Consider the following 15,051-nt stretch of genomic DNA (forward strand, 5'->3'; position numbering starts at 1 on the left):
CCTCCAAAGTTCAGCCTGATGCGCTCAACCCTGGCGGGCGCTCCTTTGTTCCCAGCGCGCCCCCAGCCGTCGGCCGACGACGATCGTCGCCGCGATGAGCAGGCCATCGTCCCCCAGGAGATGACGGAAAACACACCGTCGGCGACGTCGACCGATACCTGGTAGATCAGGCTGACACCGGCCGACATAGAATTCGCAGCACGGAAGGGCGCTCAGTGCGCCTTCGAGCGCGAGGTCGAGTTCCGGTGTGGCGAAACCGCTCGCACCGACGACTATCTGACCGCCATCGCCGATACCCGTCCGACGTTGACTGACGCGATGCTGTCCGAGTTCGAAGAGGACATTGCCCTGCGCACTCGGCTGTGACCGTCAGCGGGGCGGCGGGGTCGTCCGTCGGGAACAAACCCTCGAGGAGATAAGCGGCGCAAAACAGTGAGCCTGCCGCCGGGGCAGGCGACAGGCTCACTGGAGGGGAGGTGCTGTTACGCGGAGGTGGGTGACGCGCCCAGCACCTGTTGGAGGTCGGGCTTCATCTGCTCGAGCTGCTGTCCCCAGTAACCCCAGCTGTGCGTCCCGTTCGGGGGGAAGTTGAACACCGCGTTCTTCCCGCCTGCGGCCACATAGGTGTCCCGGAAGGTCTCGTTCGTCCGCAACGTGAACCCTTCGAGGAACTGAGCAGCCATCAGATTGCCGCCATTGCTTCCGGCGTCGAGGTCGGCGGGAGTGCCGTTGCCGCAATAGATCCACAGCCTGGTGTTGTTGGCGACCAGCTGGTTCATGTTGACCATCGGGTCGTTGCGCTTCCAGGCCGGATCGGAGGACGGGCCCCACATGCTCTCGGCGTTGTAGCCGCCCGCGTCGTTCATCGCGAGACCGATCAGCATCGGCCACCAACCCTCAGACGGGTTGAGGAAGCCGGACAGCGACGCGGCGTAAATGAACTTCTGCGGGTAGTAGATCGAGTAGGTCAGCGCGGTGGCGCCGCCCATCGAAATACCGACCACGGCATTACCGTTCGGCGAGACGCCCTGATTAGCCTCGAGATGTGCGGGCAGTTCCTGGGTCAGGAACGTCTCCCACTTGTACGTGTAGTCCTGACCGTTGCCCGACGACGGCTGATACCAGTCGGTATAGAAGCTCGACTGGCCGCCGACCGGCATGATGGTCGACAATCCCGAACCGTAGTACCACTCGAACGCCGGGGTTTCGATGTCCCAGCCGCTGAAGTCGTCCTGCGCCCGCAGGCCGTCGAGCAGGTACACCGCGTGCGGTCCGCCGCCCTGGAACTGCACCCGGATATTGCGGTTCATCGACTGGGAGAACACATCCAGGTACTCGACGGGTAGGCCCGGCCGAGAAAAAGCGCCTGCGGTCGCCGCGCCCCCGGCGAAACCGACCAAACCGGGCAGGGCTGCCGCCACGACGGCGCCCGCCGCCAGCCGGCGTCCCCACTTGCCTCGAATCTTCTCAATCCACTTCATAACGGCAACAAACCCACCTTTCCAATTACGTGCTTTCAAGCAATTGCCGTTGCTTGTGTGCGTCAGTGAATCACCGGTCACATATGTCACACGGGTACCAACACGGCGATGGGATATCGCGAATGGCTAACGATTGCGACTCGGCGCCGATACCAACAGCTCGAGCTGGCACGACGCCCCTGACTACCCGTTGAGCCCAGACATCCGGGTGACGTGCCGCGGCGTCAGCTCCGCCAGGCTTGTCACGCCGAGAAGTCGCATGGTGCGGGCCACCTGGTCGGACAAGATCGCGATGGCGCGGTCCACACCGGCCTCGCCGCCGGCCATCAGGCCGTAGAGGTAGGCACGCCCGACGAGGGTGAAGCGCGCGCCGAGAGCTATGGCGGCGACGATGTCGGCGCCCGACATGATCCCGGTGTCCAAGACGATCTCGGTCTCACCGCCGACTTCGCGAGCGACATCGGGCAGCAGATGGAACGGAACGGGAGCTCTGTCCAGCTGGCGGCCGCCGTGATTTGACAGCACGATGCCGTCGACACCGAGGTCGACAACCGACTTGGCGTCGTCGAGGGTCTGAATCCCTTTGACCACCAGTTTGTTCGGCCACTGTGACTTGATCCAGGCCAAGTCCTCGAATGTCACCGTCGGGTCGAACATCGAATCGAGGTATTCGGCGACGGTGCCCGGCCAGCGGTCGAGCGAGGCGAACGACAGCGGTTCGGTGGTGAACAGGTCGAACCACCAACGGGGGTGGGGCACCGTGTCGAGCACCGTACGCAAGGTGAGTGCGGGGGGAATCGACATGCCGTTGCGCGTATCCCGTAGCCGGGCACCCGCGACCGGGACGTCCACCGTGACGAGCAGAGTGTCGAAGCCGGCCGCGGCAGCACGCTCGACCAACGCCATCGAACGGTCCCTGTCTTTCCACATGTATAGCTGAAACCAGTTGCGACCGTTCGGGTTCGCCGCCTTGACCTCTTCGATGGATCTGGTGCCCAGTGTCGAAAGGGAGAAGGGGATGCCCGCCCTTGCCGCCGCATGTGCACCGGCGATCTCACCCTCGGTCTGCATCAGACGCGTGAATCCCGTCGGGGCGATCCCGAACGGCTGGTCGACCCGACCTCCGAAAACGTCCCAGCCGGTGTCGATGTCGGCGACATTGCGCAGAATCGTCGGGTGGAACTGGATGTCGCGAAACGCCTGCCGCGCCCGCCCCAGCGACAGTTCTTCCTCTGCGGCACCGTCGGCGTAGTCGAAGGCGGCTTTCGGCGTGCGTCGTTTGGCGATCCGCCGCAGATCATCGATCGTCAGAGCGGCAGAGAGCCTGCGTGCCGTCGGGTTAAACCTCGGCTTCTTGAATTGGATCAGAGGGGCTAGTTCGCGCGGCCTCGGTACTCTGCGGTCCATCGGCGTTCCCTAGTCGGCCGCCGCCGAAATCGCGCGCCGGACGTCGGCCCGTCGATCGTCGATCGCACGCCCGATTTCCTGCAGCAGCACCGGCTTCCGGCCGACGAGTTCCTCGATCTGGTCGCGTTCTAGTTGAAGCACGGTCACTTCGTTGAGTGCGCGGGCCGACGCGATGACCGGCTCGCGGGTCAACGTGGTCTGGCCGAGGAAGTCACCTTTCTCGAGCGTGCGCACCGCGATGACCGCCCCGTCTTCTCCCGGTGCCTCCAGCCGAGCCCTGCCATTGACGATGAAGTTCATCCGCGTGGGCACCTCGCCGGCGGACTGGATGTACTCGTCGGCGCCATATCGCGCGAGCCGGGCGTGGGGGAGAAGCTCCTCCATATCGTCCTGGTTCAACCGCAAGGTGGGCGCGATGATGGCAAGCGAGCGGTTCATCCGCTCCGTTGTCTCGAAGTCGTCCTCCGCCTCGTCGAGGTGCAGTCCGGCACGCCGGGAGGCATACCAAACCCAGCGCAGGAAGGTGGCTTTCGCGCCGAAGTCGTCGGCGGGTGTACGCAGCGGTATGGATGTGGTGTAGTTCAGACCGCCCGCAGCGACACTCGACGGCGCCGCGTCGGGGCGCAACTGGGGCAGAGCCATTGCGACATTGGTCAACATCCGGCATACATCGTCGGGTGGGTCGTCCAAGGAGAATATCGTCTTCACGCCGAGCGAGTGACTGCCCGGCGGACGGCTGAAGTTGGTGAACGATGCGGCGGCCAACACCGAGTTCGGCATGATCTGGAGCCCACCGCCGGTATCGATATGTGTTGCGCGCCAGTTCACCTCGACCACACGCCCTTTTGCTGACGGCGTCTCGATCCAGTCGCCGATTTGAAACGGTTGCTCGAACAGCACCAGCAGGCCGGAGATGATCTGACCGACCGAGTTCTGCAGCGCAAGGCCGAGCACGATCGACGATATGCCGAGCGCCGTGAACAGTCCTCCGACGTTGGCGCCCCAGATGTAGGCGAAGATCAACGCGATGCCTACCGCGATAAGGGCAAAGCGCGCGACATCGAGGAATATCGTCGGAATGCGCTTGCGCCATGTGCCCTCCGGCGCACCCTGGAAGACAGTCGCATTCAGCCCGGACAGCAGCAAGACGAGCACCACGACGAAGAACACCGTCGACACGATGCGCACCGGGGTCGCTTCACCGGAAACCTGGATCGCACCGATGAGCAGCAGCAGCAGTGCGCCCAGCGGCAGGATATAGGTGCGGAGAAGATGAACTGGCCGCACCAGGAAACTGTTTCTGCGACGCAACGCATTCTGTAGTTCTGTCAGTGCGACCAGTGCGATCGGAAAACCGACGGCGACCCCGATTGCCCAGTAGAACCAGGGCGCGTCGAACAAGCCGGTCACGGTTCGCGCTCCGTCAACCGCCAGATCGGCTCTGCGCTGTCGTCGCCGCTCACTTCGCCGGCCGAGGTGAAGTCGCGGGTATCGCGCATGACGTCATACACCCGCGACGTGACGTAGATCCCGGCCCGCGGAGATCCGCTCTGCACCTGATACGCGACGTTGACCGCCGAACCCCACATGTCGTATGCCAGGGTCGACCGTCCGACCAGACCACTGGTGACAGTGCCGGTGTCGATCCCCGCCCGCAGGCTCAGTTCGTTACCTGTTTCGACGGTGAAGCGGTCGACGATGCGCTGCATCTCGATGGCGAAGTCGACGGTGCGACGCACGTTGTCGAGTCGCGGGACGCTCAACCCACAGCTGGCGAGATAACCGTTGTGCAGAGTCCGCACCTGCTCGACGCCGAGACTTTCTGCGGCCGCGTCGAATTGGCGGGTCAGCTTGTTGACGATGCTCAGCAGCTCGTCGGAGCTCAACTCAGCGGTGAGCTGGTCGAGGCCGACGATGTCGGCGTAGACGACGGTGACGTTCTGGTGGTCCTGCGCGATCGTCTCCTCGCCTTCGCGATAGCGCTGCACGAGCGGCTCCGGCATCAGCGACAGCATCAGGCGGTCGTTCTCGCGCCGCTGCTCGGCGATGAGGTCTTCCTTGATGGCGAGGTTTCGGCTCATGTCGTTGAAGGCCACCGTCAGATCGCCGAACTCGTCGCGGGATTGCACCGGCAACGTCACCTTGTAGTCGCCTGCGCTGATCTGTTGCGCGCCTGCCTCCAGCCGGCGGATCGGCCGCACGAACAGCCGGGCGAGCAGCATCGCGGCCAGGCAGACCACGAAGATGATTACCGCCGTCGAAAGCACCAGCGTCCTGGTGAACGCGGAGACCGGCGCGAAGGCCTCGGACGTGTCGATCTTGGCGATCACCGACCAGTTCAGCCCAGGCAGGTCAACCGGCGCGTAGGCCTGAAGCGACTCATGTCCGAGGTAGTCGGTGGCGGTCAGCGTGCCCTCCTGGCCGCGTTGCGCGCGCCGGGTCGCCTCGGTCTCGACGGGCTGGACCAGTGTGGTGCCGCCCTGCAAAAGGGACTCCTCGGCAACGGACGGCGGTGTGCCCGCCTCGATCACATCGCGCTTGAACTGCTCCGGGTCCTCTAGGAACTTCCGCGAGTCCGAGCGCATCAGGTTGTCTGGTCCGACCAGAAAAGTCTCGCCGGTCTTACCCATGCCCGCGGATTCCCATTGCTTGTCCGCGGTCATCAACCGGTTGATCTTGGAGATCGGGAACTGCAGCGCCAGCACGCCTTCGACCCGGCCCGCCTGCCCGACGGGCGACATCAACCACGCCGTGGGTTCGTCGGCGGGCTGATAGTCGCCGAAGTCGGTGACGCCGACGTAGTTGACGGCGTTGGATGACAGCGCCTTCTCATAGGCCTCGCCGAGCTCACCCTCCCGGTACGGACCGGTGAGGACGTTCGTCCCGAGGTCGACGCCCTTGTAGGCGGAGTAGACGACGTTGCCACGGGTATCGAGCAGCAACGCATCCTCGAACTCGAACCGTTTGACGATTTCCCGGAAGAAGTCGTTGTACTGCGCGTTGGCCGCCGACCACGGGCTGCCATCACGCGCATCGTCGAAGGCGAGCGCCTTGTTCCAGTCGTTGAAAGGCGCGGTGTAATACGCCTGGAGATACTTCTGCGGATTCGACCTCGGCAACAGCGCTGCGGTGTCGAGACGGTCGCCGGTCTGGTCTTCTTCTGCTTTCTGAAACTGGTTGTTGTAGTAGTCGATTATCGACTGCCACTGTGCTGGACTGATCGTCGAATCGTTGAGCTGGTCGAAAGCTCCGGTGAATGCCCTGACCGCTTCGGTCGTGGTGGCGCCGCGGGTATATATGACGAGCGAATTCTTGAGGTCGGAAAACTGCGCCTCCAACTGACGCGTCTGTGAGGCCCTTATCTCGGTGAGCCCTTCGAAAACCGAAGCGCGCAAGGACGACCGCCCCGACTGGTAACCGATCGCGCCGACGACGGCGGCCGATAACACGCTCGTCACCAGCAACATTGCCAGCAGTTTTGATTGGATGCTGAGCCGGGACAGCACTCGGCGGCGGAAACTTCTGGATTTCGCCGCGGGCGCAGAGGGCGCCGGGCCATCTGAGTCATTCGTTATCGTCATTGAAACCCGAAGACTAGCTCGCGAAACTTGCAAACGAAATGAATGTGGGCAAATTGTTGTGACGAACCGACCGGACCCATTCGACCTTCGGCGCTTCGTGGATGCGCAGGCCGGAGTCTATGACTCCGTACTCGCCGAGCTGCGCGCCGGGCGCAAGCGAAGCCACTGGATGTGGTTCGTTTTTCCGCAACTTCGCGGCTTGGGCAGGAGTCCGACAGCGGTCCGGTTTGCGATCTCCTCCATCGACGAGGCCCGCGCCTACCTTGCCCACGATGTGCTCGGCCCGCGACTCAGGGAGTGCGCCCGCCTGGTTGCCGCGATCGACGGCCGCACGGCGGAGGAGATCTTCGGCTGGCCCGACGACATGAAGCTGCGGTCCTCGATGACGCTTTTCGCCCGTGCCGCCGCCGACAACCGCGACTTCGTCGCGGTACTCGAGAAGTTCTACGGCGGCGAAGAAGACCCCGCGACGCTGACGCGGCTCTGCTGAATCAGCTGCGCTCGACGATCAACCAGCCGTGCGGCTCGACGTCGGCGGATGAGATCACGTCCTGCGGTGGCGCACCGGAGCCGGCGACGATGCGGCCTTCGCCGTGGCCGAACTGGCCCAGCTCGACCGACATCGGCACATCATCGATGTTGAGCGCCACCAACAGCGCATCCGAGTCGTGGCGGACGCGGTAGACGTACTGGGTGTTGGTCAGCTTCTCCGCCGATGTTCTCGCCGTGTGCAGCCACGGATGCCTGCGTCGCAGCCCGATCAGATACTGATGCAGTCGGTAGACGTCGCGGCCGCGCTCGTCGACGCCGACGAGCGGAGAGGTGAATTCAGGCCGGACGGCATCGTCGCCGCCGACACGGTCCTCTTTGACGCCGCGATAAGCGAATTCGTCGCCTGCGTACAGGCTCGGCGTGCCGCCGATGGTGAGCAGGATGACCAAGGCGTGCTCGAGATGCCGGGTGTTCTCCAGCTGGCTCGCGATTCTGGTCACGTCGTGGTTGCCGACGAAGGTCATCGGAACGAAGGCGTCGAGAAATGCGTCGTGTCGCTGCAGCGCGTGGTCGAGCTCGTGGAAGTTCCCGTCGTTCAGGCTGCTCCAGATCGCCTTCCACAGCTCGTACTGAGTGACCGAGTCGAATCCGGCGTCGCGGGCATGCGCGGAGTAGTCACCATGGATGACCTCGCCGACGAACCAGGCGTCACCGAACGCCTCCCGGACGCGCGGCAGCACCTGCGCCCAGAACCGGTCCGGTACCGCGTATGCGGCGTCGAGACGCCAGCCGTCGGCTCCGCGCCGGAGCCAGTGCGTCATCACGTCGACGGTGTAGTCGACGACGTCGGGGTTGTCGTGGTTCAGCGCGATGAGCTCGCCGTGGCCCTCGAATGTCTTGAACTCGCCGCCGGTTCGGCGGAACCACGATGCGTCGTGGCCGGCGACTGCGTCTCGGTAGCGGGGAAAGTCGGTCCCGACGTGGTTGAAGACACCGTCGAGTAGGACGCGCAGACCGCGGCGGTGCGCCTCGGTGACGAGTTCGTCGAAGTCGGCGTCGTCACCGAGCCTGGGGTCGATCCGGTGGTGGTCGGTGGTGTCATAACCGTGGGTTCTGGACTCGAAGATCGGCCCGAGCGCGATACCCGACGCGCCCAGTTCGACGGCTTGATCGAGCCATCCGACGATGCGCCGCATCCGGTGCTGGTCAGCACGCGGCGGCGTATCGGCCGGGAACGCGCCGACGAAGCCGAGCGGATAAACCTGCCACCAGATCGCGTGCGCGACCCACGCTGGTTCACTCATGGCCGGAACTTCTTCTCGTAGAGGGCTTTCATGGTGTCGGCCAAAGCGGGGGCGGGTCCGTCGACGACGACTCCCGGCGCAATTACGGTGATCGGCACGGGCGCCACCGGCGGTGGCGGCGCTCCCCATTCGGTGAGCCACTGGGTCAGCTGTGCACTCGAGGCGGCGTACACGATGCGCCCCAGCCCGACCCACGCGTGCGCGGCGGCACACATGGCGCAGTGCTCGCCGGAGGTGTACACGGTCGCCTCGGCGCGCTCGGCGGGCGACAGGTTCTCCGCAGCCCAGCGGGCGATCGCGAACTCGGGATGGCGGGTGGCGTCGCCGCCGGCGACGTGGTTGTGGTCTTCGAAGAGCGTGCGACCATCGGCGCCGACCAGGATCGAGCCGAAGGGCTCGTCGCCGGCTTCGAGCGCCGTTTGCGCGAGCTCCACGCAGCGGCCGAGCCGGGTCAGGTCGTCGTCGTGCAGGGCCACGGGCGGTGAGTTTACGCAGCCCGCGCGCCGATGCGTTGTGACCCGCCTGGTGGAGGTAGGTGAGGCGCCGCGCTAACCGGTCTCGAGCCGGCATGCGCACGACGCAGCGATCGGCACGTCTGCGCGCGCCATGGCCAGCGCGAGCTGCTGGCCGATGATGCCCGCCTCGGCCGTTCGGCCGAGACGATTGAGGCACTCGTGATAGCCGTGCAGGCTCCACACGTTGCCGGGATGCTGGCACGGTCTGCTCAGCGTCGGATCGAGTCCGAGATCGGCGGCGTACACCTCGGCCGCCTCCTCGACGCGCCCCTGCTCGAGCAGTAGGGCTCCGTAGGCATGGCGGGTGGGTTGCATCCAGCCCCACGGCTCGTCGTAGGGCAGCGCATCGTCGAGTTCGACGGCCCTTCGCAAGTGGACGAACGCCTCGTCGAAATTCCCTTCGCGGTAGGCGATTTCGCCGTCAAGCATCTCCGCGGCCACCGCGAGTATGTCGCGCGCGGTGTTGTTGAACAGATAGCGGGACTCCGGGATGCGGTCGTACGCGGCGGCGAAGGCCGCGCGCTCGGCATGTGCCTGCGGAAGCCGGCCTTTGGCGGCGTGCGCGACACCCCGTCCGTAGTGGATGGTGGCAGCGGTCGTGCAGTAGAGATCGGTGTCGTCGGGGATGGCGTGTGCGATTAGATCGTCCCAGCGCCCGAATCGAACCAGTACGTGAATCCGCAACGGCACGAACGCTTCCAGCCAGTCCGCCATCGGCGGCGACTCGATGGCGAGCAGTTCGGGAGTCAACTGTTCGGCGAGTTCGTCGGCGGCCGCAAGCGCGGTGGCCGAGTTGCCCTCGAACATCGCCGAATAGACGACGAAGTGGAGGTTGTGCGCGCGGTAGAGCGAGTAGAAGTTCAGCGGGCCTTCGCGTTCGACGAAAAGCCGGTCCGCAGCGACGGCAGTCAGGTTCGACACCACCGAGTTCCGGTAATCGCCGCACAGCACGTCGATGTGGCTGGCCATGTGCTGCAGGTGGCCTGCATCAGGCACAAGACCGCGCAGCAGATCGGCCGCGGGCAGGGCGTCCTGTGGGGTGGCCGACATCTCCATGGTGTGCAGATAGAGGTGCAACACGCCTGGGTGTGCGCGGCCAACGTCCGTGGCCAGCGCATCGTCGAGGATGCGTTTGGCCTCGACCACCCGCGAACCTGCCGCGGGTTCGCCTGTGCTGGTGTCCCACAACGCCCACGCCGTGACATTGACCAGGGCGTCGGCGGCGAGCGCCTGCACGTCGATGTCGTCGGGATATGCCTGGGCGAGCGCCACCATGGCGTCGGCGTAGTCCGCGTGTCCGGCGTGCAGTGCGTCGGTGTCGTCGGGGTCGTCGGTGGGGAACCGGGCCGCCAGCGCGTCGATCAGCCCGCGTTCGACCGCGGAAGCCCGCCCGTCGGTCGCCAGCCGAAGTTCCATCCGCGCCCGGGCCAACGAAACTGCCAGATCGACGGGATCGAAGGCCTCCCAGGCCTTGTTGTAGTTGGGGCCGACGGAGTATGCGATGCCCCAGCGCGCGATCGCGAGATCGCGATCCAGTTCGAGCGCGCGCTCGAAGCAGCGGATCGCCTCGTCGTGGTTGAACGCGTACGCCCACACCAAGCCGCGGTCAACCCATACCTGAGCCTGCGCCGATTGTGTGTCAATCGACCGGTGATAGGTGCCGAGGTTGTAGTACGGCTCCACTATGCCCGGCGAAACGCTCATAGAGGGCACGATAATTCACCCGTCGTGCGGTGGCGAGGACTGCGAGCAGACAGCCGGCCGCCCCCCATGCTGCGAGCGTCAGCAAGGGAGCCTGGGCGCCATTGCCGTCGAAGTAGGAGATGCTGCGCAGAAGCGAGACGCCCGAGCCCTGCGGAACAATCGCGGTGAAGGTGGAATAGAAGGGCGACAGCAACGGCCTGCCGACGGGCCCCGCAGCCGCGGCGTTGCCGACGACCACCAGAAAGAGCGTGAGCAGAGCCGACGCGGCCGTTCCCAATGCCGCTGCGGCGCCCGTCACCGCACCACCGACGGCCATGGCATAGAGCCAGAGGACGCCGAAGACCAGCCACGTGTGTCCAGTCAGGGCGCCGAGGACGGCGTCGACGTAGAGCGTCACCACCCCGGCAAGCAGCGCCGAATAAGCCGTCAACGTCATGGCGCGCAGGAAGATCGTGGCCGGCCTGTGCACGCTGCCCATCAAATAGCCGAATACGGTGGCGCCCAGCGAGGCTCCGATCGAGATGAAGATGATGGCGTAGAACTCAACGGTGCCGGACGGGTCCGCTGCCGACGTCGGCGCGACGTCTTCCACTGCCGTGGTGAAGCCGCCTTGCGCGGCAATCTCCCGACCGACGGTCTCGGACGCGCTCGCGACACTCTTCCCGCCGCCGCCTGCGACGTAGATCTTCATCTCACCGGCAGGGAGACGACGAAGGCGGCGTCGGCGGCGCGTTCGCGAACCTGTTGCCGCGCGTGCGCGTCGTCGCCAACTGCGTTGACCGACAACACTTCCTGCGCTCTGAAACCGTCCACTATCTGGTCGGGTGCTGCTACGGCGACGGTGAGGTGGTGCAATGTCGGCCTGGCGAAGGCTCCGGAGTAGCTGGCGATCATCGCGACGACGAACATCGTCAACGCCGTCATCGCGAGCACCATGTTGCGGATTGCGCTTGTCGTCACGGTAGGTGACGCGTGTCGTGCCATGGGATTGTCCTTCGGAGATCGTGGATGTGATTCAGAGCTTCGATGCCGCGGGCGAACTCAGCAGCACGTCGACGGTGTGGAGCGCGGCGATGACCCGTCCGCGCAGATCGGACGCGTTCGGGTCCTCCATCCAGGAGCGCAGCACCTCGATGAACCCGCCGAGCAGGAACCGGCCGACGGAGGCGGGGGTCAGGCCAGCGATGTCGCCGGCTGGTCCGGCCGTCTCAGCGGCGATCTGTTCGCATGCCGGGGCGAGCTCGGCGCGGAAGGCGGCGACCACACGCAGGGTGACAGCGCTCGGCACGACGTTGCGGTACATCGTGCGGTGTTCTGCGGCGAAATCGAACAGCGCAAGGATGCGGATGCGGGGCTCTCCGTCGAGGTGTGCGGTGGCCGAGGCGAACGCGACGGCGACCGCATAGGCGACCGCGTCGTCACGGTCGGTGAAGTGTTGGTAGAAGACCTGTCGGCTGACCGCGGCGCGATCGACGATGTCGCCCACCGTGAGCTGGTCCACGGGACGCTCGTGCGCGAGCGCGAACGCGGCGTCACGGAGTTTGGTGCGGACGCGCTCGGCCCGCGGGTCGACGCTGTTGATGCGTGCTGCCATACCTACACCGTACTCGCTGTCATAGACAGGTGACCACGAAAGGTTAGGTAACCTAAGACACCGCGTGGGCTCCGGTGTGACGGCCGTGACGTCAGGCGGTGCGCAACCGGGCGGTGGTGGCGCGTGGTGCGACGCCGGTCACGGTCGGAACCCGACGGCCCCCTCGGGTTGGAGCACCGTCAGTCAATCGGAATGCCCCAAGATCGGCTGGTGCTGGGCGGGTAACCGGCACACCAGGCTGGGGTTCGCGTCGGCCGGTAGCCGCGATTCGACTTCAGACTAGAAACATGTTCTAGTTCTGACGTGCTCGAGTTCACCCATATCGGCGACCTGACGTCGCAGGATGTCGATCGGATGCGCGCCGTGTACCAGCCGCTCGCCGAGTCGGTCCGCGATCTGGTCGACGCGACGATCCGGACCGAGGCCGACGCCGACGAGGTCGCCGCGATCAAGGCCGAGATCGATGCGGCCACCGCGCGGCTGCGGTCCAAGCAGATCGACGGCGCGTTCGGCGTGCGGTACACGACCGGCGGCGACCGGATGGCGTGGGGCAACCCCGTCGTCGGCATCCGCAATCCGATCGCCCCGCCACTGGAAATCAACCGCGACGAATCCGGCGGTGCATACACCGATTTCTTCGTTGGTGCGCCCTACGAGGGACCGCCGGGCCACGTGCACGGCGGGATCTCGGCCTTGGTACTCGATCACGTGTTGGGCGAGGCGGCCAGCGACGGGATCATGCCCCGGTTCACGGGGACCATCACGCTGCGGTACCTGCGCACCACGCGACTCGGCCGCCTGCACGCCGAAGCCAGAATCGACCGCACCGAGGGCGTGAAGACCTACGTCGTCGGCCACCTCGCCGACGAGGAGGGCATCACCGTGGAGGCCGAAGGCGTGTTCATCACGCCCAGATGGGCCCGCGACGAGAACTGACGCGCCCGTTCAGGACGTCGTGACATCGCGGGCGTCGGCCCCGGTGCCTGCGATACCCGCGAGGCTTCGGGTGATCGTGCCTACCTCTCCCACAAGCACCCGCACCGAGCCGTCGTCGGAGATGATGTGCGCTGCGGCGTCCCGTAACTGCTGGTCCGCTCTGGCCATTGCACCCGTGTCGATGCTCCACGGTGTGGCAGGCGTCGGCGGGTCGCCACGCAGCACCTCGACATAGTCGTCGACGGCGAGCACGAACTCGCGGCTCAACGCCGTCGACGGGTGGGGCGGCAGGCTGTGTTCCAGCGAGGTGCATGAACTGGTGACCGTGTTGAGCGCCGCGCGGAAGGACCTCAGCCAGAGCCTCAGCTCCTTGGACTCCACACGGGTCGCTCCCGTGGCGGCCTCGAACGCGGACCGCGCCCGGACCGCGCGCTGCCAGGCGGCGGCGAGCGTGTCGGAAGGGTTGTCGAGGTCGTGCACGAACGCCTTGATGACGGCAGCGGCGTAGTCGATTTCGGTTTTCAACAGCTCGCCTGCGCGCTGCCGGAGTCGGATCAGCGCGTCGTCGGGAATGACGACATGGAACAAGACTGCAAGCGCGGCGCCGATGACGACCGCGAGCAGCAGATCGCCCACCGGCGACGAGGGATCGGTGATGTCGAGAAGTAGCACGATCGTCGCGCCGAACGCCGCCGTCACCGCGATGTAGCCGAAAATCGACACCGCATAGGTGATGCCGAGCAACAGCACGGCCACAACCGCGGCCGCCAGACCGGTCGGTTGCCAAATCAGCGTCAGCGCCGAGGCCACGATGACACCTACGCAGACGCCTGCGGCGCGGCCGACACACCGCGTGTAGGTGTGCGCGGTCTCCGGTCTCATGACCAGCAACACCGTCAGCGGAATCCAGTAACCCGCAGGCACATCGGCGAAGCGCGCGATCGCGGTTCCCGAGGCGGCCGCGCCCGCGACGCGCGCGGCATGCCGCGATATCGGCGAGGTCGGATTGAGGTGGCGACTGGCCATGCCGAACGCCGTCCTGAAGGCGGCCATCCAGTCCGACACGTGGCGCCGGCCGAACCGCAGCGTGTCGGCGCGACGTAGTTGGCGGGAAAGGCGCTGCGCGACCGCGGAATCCGAGACAGCCACCGTCGTGACCGCTGCGTCGACGCGCTTGAGGGCGTACTCGGCGTCCCTGCGCGCCGTCCGGGTCTGCGTGGCGATCGCGGCGAGCATATCGGCGGCCGCCGCCAGCAGATCCGCGATCTGTTCGCTTCCGTTGGCCTTGCCGCGAAACGCCATCAACGTTTTGGCGATCTGTTCGGGCAGCGCGTGCCAGTCGCGGTAGGCGGGCGAACGACGGGCGGACGGTGTCTCGTTGCTGCTGAACGCCTCCTTGCAATCCAGCAGCTGCGATGAGTCGACCGCCGCCGCCTCCTCCGCGGCCAGCAGCCGGGCGTCGGCGCTCAGCGAGCGGTACACCTTGGTCAGAGCGTCGCGCTCGCGTTGCCACCGCCGCGGCGGCCACACCGCGATCAGCGCGGCCTGAGACAACCCGGCGACGACCGCGAAGAGCGCGGATGCCAGGGCCGCAAGGGCGGGCTGCGGATGCTGGATGACCAACAGCAGACCGGACGCTCCGGCGAGCAAACCCGCTGGCGCACCGACCGCCCACTGCATGCCCGCCATGAAGCACCACAGCGCGATCGCGATGACGAAAGCGATGCTGAAGCCGGAGGTCAGCCCGCCCACGAAGACGGCGATGCCCAGCTCAACGGACACGGCGAGCACGATCGGGATCCGGCCGATGGGGTTGTCCTGCAGTGCGATAGCACCCGCGATGGCACCCGCGGCGGCCGTCGACGTCGCCGCGCCTGCGGGACCCCACAACAGCGCAGCCGTCGTCAGCCCCAGCACGCCGAGCAGGCTCCGGGCGACGGCACCGTTGTCCGGCAGGTGCATTCGCAGGCCCAGACTCTTGCGCACCCGATCATTCTCACCCCGCCGGGGCCGCATTCGGGTCAGACGGGCACGTCG

The 15,051-nt window shown here is 66.0% G+C and carries 13 protein-coding genes and 2 pseudogenes; 5 read left to right on the forward strand and 10 right to left on the reverse strand.

Annotated elements, in window-relative coordinates; translation table 11 throughout:
• The first annotated feature begins 18 nt into the window (after positions 1-18).
• Together C6A82_RS14510 and C6A82_RS14515 are read left to right on the forward strand one after the other, a co-directional pair.
• On the forward strand, positions 19-165 hold the full coding sequence (locus C6A82_RS14510; protein WP_158261639.1) for a hypothetical protein: 147 nt from the start codon (positions 19-21) through the stop codon (positions 163-165).
• 9 nt (positions 166-174) lie between these two features.
• A pseudogene (locus tag C6A82_RS14515) lies at positions 175-366 on the forward strand (AAA family ATPase); the annotation flags it as partial.
• 116 nt (positions 367-482) lie between these two features.
• Here C6A82_RS14515 and C6A82_RS14520 read toward each other — a convergent pair.
• The 4 genes from C6A82_RS14520 to C6A82_RS14535 form a co-directional block, all read right to left on the reverse strand.
• Positions 483-1,481 carry an esterase family protein gene (locus C6A82_RS14520; RefSeq protein ID WP_105345636.1) on the reverse strand — a complete coding sequence of 333 codons (999 nt, stop codon included), beginning with the start codon at positions 1,479-1,481 and terminating at the stop codon, positions 483-485.
• A 183-nt stretch (positions 1,482-1,664) separates the two neighbouring features.
• On the reverse strand, positions 1,665-2,888 hold the full coding sequence (locus C6A82_RS14525; RefSeq protein WP_105345634.1) for an alpha-hydroxy acid oxidase: 1,224 nt from the start codon (positions 2,886-2,888) through the stop codon (positions 1,665-1,667).
• 9 nt (positions 2,889-2,897) lie between these two features.
• Positions 2,898-4,298, reverse strand: a complete 1,401-nt coding sequence (locus C6A82_RS14530; protein WP_105345633.1) for a mechanosensitive ion channel family protein — start codon at positions 4,296-4,298, stop codon at positions 2,898-2,900.
• Positions 4,295-6,469 carry an adenylate/guanylate cyclase domain-containing protein gene (locus C6A82_RS14535; RefSeq protein ID WP_199193790.1) on the reverse strand — a complete coding sequence of 725 codons (2,175 nt, stop codon included), beginning with the start codon at positions 6,467-6,469 and terminating at the stop codon, positions 4,295-4,297. The genes C6A82_RS14530 and C6A82_RS14535 overlap by 4 nt, the downstream gene beginning before the upstream one ends.
• Positions 6,470-6,527: 58 nt before the next feature.
• Here C6A82_RS14535 and C6A82_RS14540 point away from each other — a divergent pair, with 58 nt between their 5' ends.
• Positions 6,528-6,959, forward strand: a complete 432-nt coding sequence (locus C6A82_RS14540) for a DUF1810 domain-containing protein (protein WP_105345630.1) — start codon at positions 6,528-6,530, stop codon at positions 6,957-6,959.
• 1 nt (position 6,960) lies between these two features.
• On the opposite strand, the gene C6A82_RS14545 is transcribed toward C6A82_RS14540, so the two are convergent.
• The 5 genes and pseudogenes from C6A82_RS14545 to C6A82_RS14565 all read right to left on the reverse strand — a co-directional run bounded on the left by C6A82_RS14545 (position 6,961) and on the right by C6A82_RS14565 (position 12,078).
• Positions 6,961-8,265 (reverse strand): alpha-amylase family protein, encoded by a 1,305-nt coding sequence (locus C6A82_RS14545; RefSeq protein WP_105345628.1) that lies wholly within the window; start codon positions 8,263-8,265, stop codon positions 6,961-6,963.
• Positions 8,262-8,741 (reverse strand): nucleoside deaminase, encoded by a 480-nt coding sequence (locus C6A82_RS14550; RefSeq protein WP_105345626.1) that lies wholly within the window; start codon positions 8,739-8,741, stop codon positions 8,262-8,264. Before C6A82_RS14550 ends, C6A82_RS14545 begins: the two co-directional genes overlap by 4 nt.
• A gap of 72 nt (positions 8,742-8,813) precedes the next feature.
• Positions 8,814-10,484, reverse strand: a complete 1,671-nt coding sequence (locus C6A82_RS14555; RefSeq protein WP_105345624.1) for a tetratricopeptide repeat protein — start codon at positions 10,482-10,484, stop codon at positions 8,814-8,816.
• A pseudogene (locus C6A82_RS14560) lies at positions 10,420-11,468 on the reverse strand (hypothetical protein). The gene C6A82_RS14555 and the pseudogene C6A82_RS14560 overlap by 65 nt, the downstream one beginning before the upstream one ends.
• Before the next feature lie 31 nt (positions 11,469-11,499).
• Positions 11,500-12,078 (reverse strand): TetR/AcrR family transcriptional regulator, encoded by a 579-nt coding sequence (locus C6A82_RS14565; RefSeq protein WP_105345622.1) that lies wholly within the window; start codon positions 12,076-12,078, stop codon positions 11,500-11,502.
• 85 nt (positions 12,079-12,163) lie between these two features.
• On the opposite strand from C6A82_RS14565, the gene C6A82_RS14570 reads away from it, so the two are divergent.
• Both C6A82_RS14570 and C6A82_RS14575 read left to right on the forward strand, forming a co-directional pair.
• Positions 12,164-12,361, forward strand: coding sequence for a DUF5701 family protein (locus C6A82_RS14570; RefSeq protein WP_233216948.1), 198 nt, complete (start codon positions 12,164-12,166; stop codon positions 12,359-12,361).
• Positions 12,362-12,381: 20 nt separating this feature from the next.
• The gene (locus C6A82_RS14575) at positions 12,382-13,014 is read left to right on the forward strand and encodes a PaaI family thioesterase (RefSeq protein WP_105345619.1); all 633 of its coding nucleotides are present in this window, start codon (positions 12,382-12,384) and stop codon (positions 13,012-13,014) included.
• Between the two features lie 9 nt (positions 13,015-13,023).
• Here the strand turns inward: C6A82_RS14575 and C6A82_RS14580 are convergent, their stop codons facing one another.
• Positions 13,024-15,000 carry an FUSC family protein gene (locus C6A82_RS14580; protein WP_311101350.1) on the reverse strand — a complete coding sequence of 659 codons (1,977 nt, stop codon included), beginning with the start codon at positions 14,998-15,000 and terminating at the stop codon, positions 13,024-13,026.
• Positions 15,001-15,051: the final 51 nt, after the last annotated feature.

The sequence above is a fragment of the Mycobacterium sp. ITM-2016-00318 genome (assembly GCF_002968285.2).
Lineage (GTDB): Bacteria > Actinomycetota > Actinomycetes > Mycobacteriales > Mycobacteriaceae > Mycobacterium.

What these genes read in the sequence shown, in the direction of transcription:
- C6A82_RS14555 (WP_105345624.1), bottom strand. Translation starts at nt 10,484, where the DNA reads ATGAGCGTTTCGCCGGGCATAGTGGAGCCGTACTACAACCTCGGCACC.
- C6A82_RS14520 (WP_105345636.1), bottom strand. Translation starts at nt 1,481, where the DNA reads ATGAAGTGGATTGAGAAGATTCGAGGCAAGTGGGGACGCCGGCTGGCG.
- C6A82_RS14545 (WP_105345628.1), bottom strand. Translation starts at nt 8,265, where the DNA reads ATGAGTGAACCAGCGTGGGTCGCGCACGCGATCTGGTGGCAGGTTTAT.
- C6A82_RS14510 (WP_158261639.1), top strand. Translation starts at nt 19, where the DNA reads ATGCGCTCAACCCTGGCGGGCGCTCCTTTGTTCCCAGCGCGCCCCCAG.
- C6A82_RS14535 (WP_199193790.1), bottom strand. Translation starts at nt 6,469, where the DNA reads ATGACGATAACGAATGACTCAGATGGCCCGGCGCCCTCTGCGCCCGCG.
- C6A82_RS14525 (WP_105345634.1), bottom strand. Translation starts at nt 2,888, where the DNA reads ATGGACCGCAGAGTACCGAGGCCGCGCGAACTAGCCCCTCTGATCCAA.
- C6A82_RS14565 (WP_105345622.1), bottom strand. Translation starts at nt 12,078, where the DNA reads ATGGCAGCACGCATCAACAGCGTCGACCCGCGGGCCGAGCGCGTCCGC.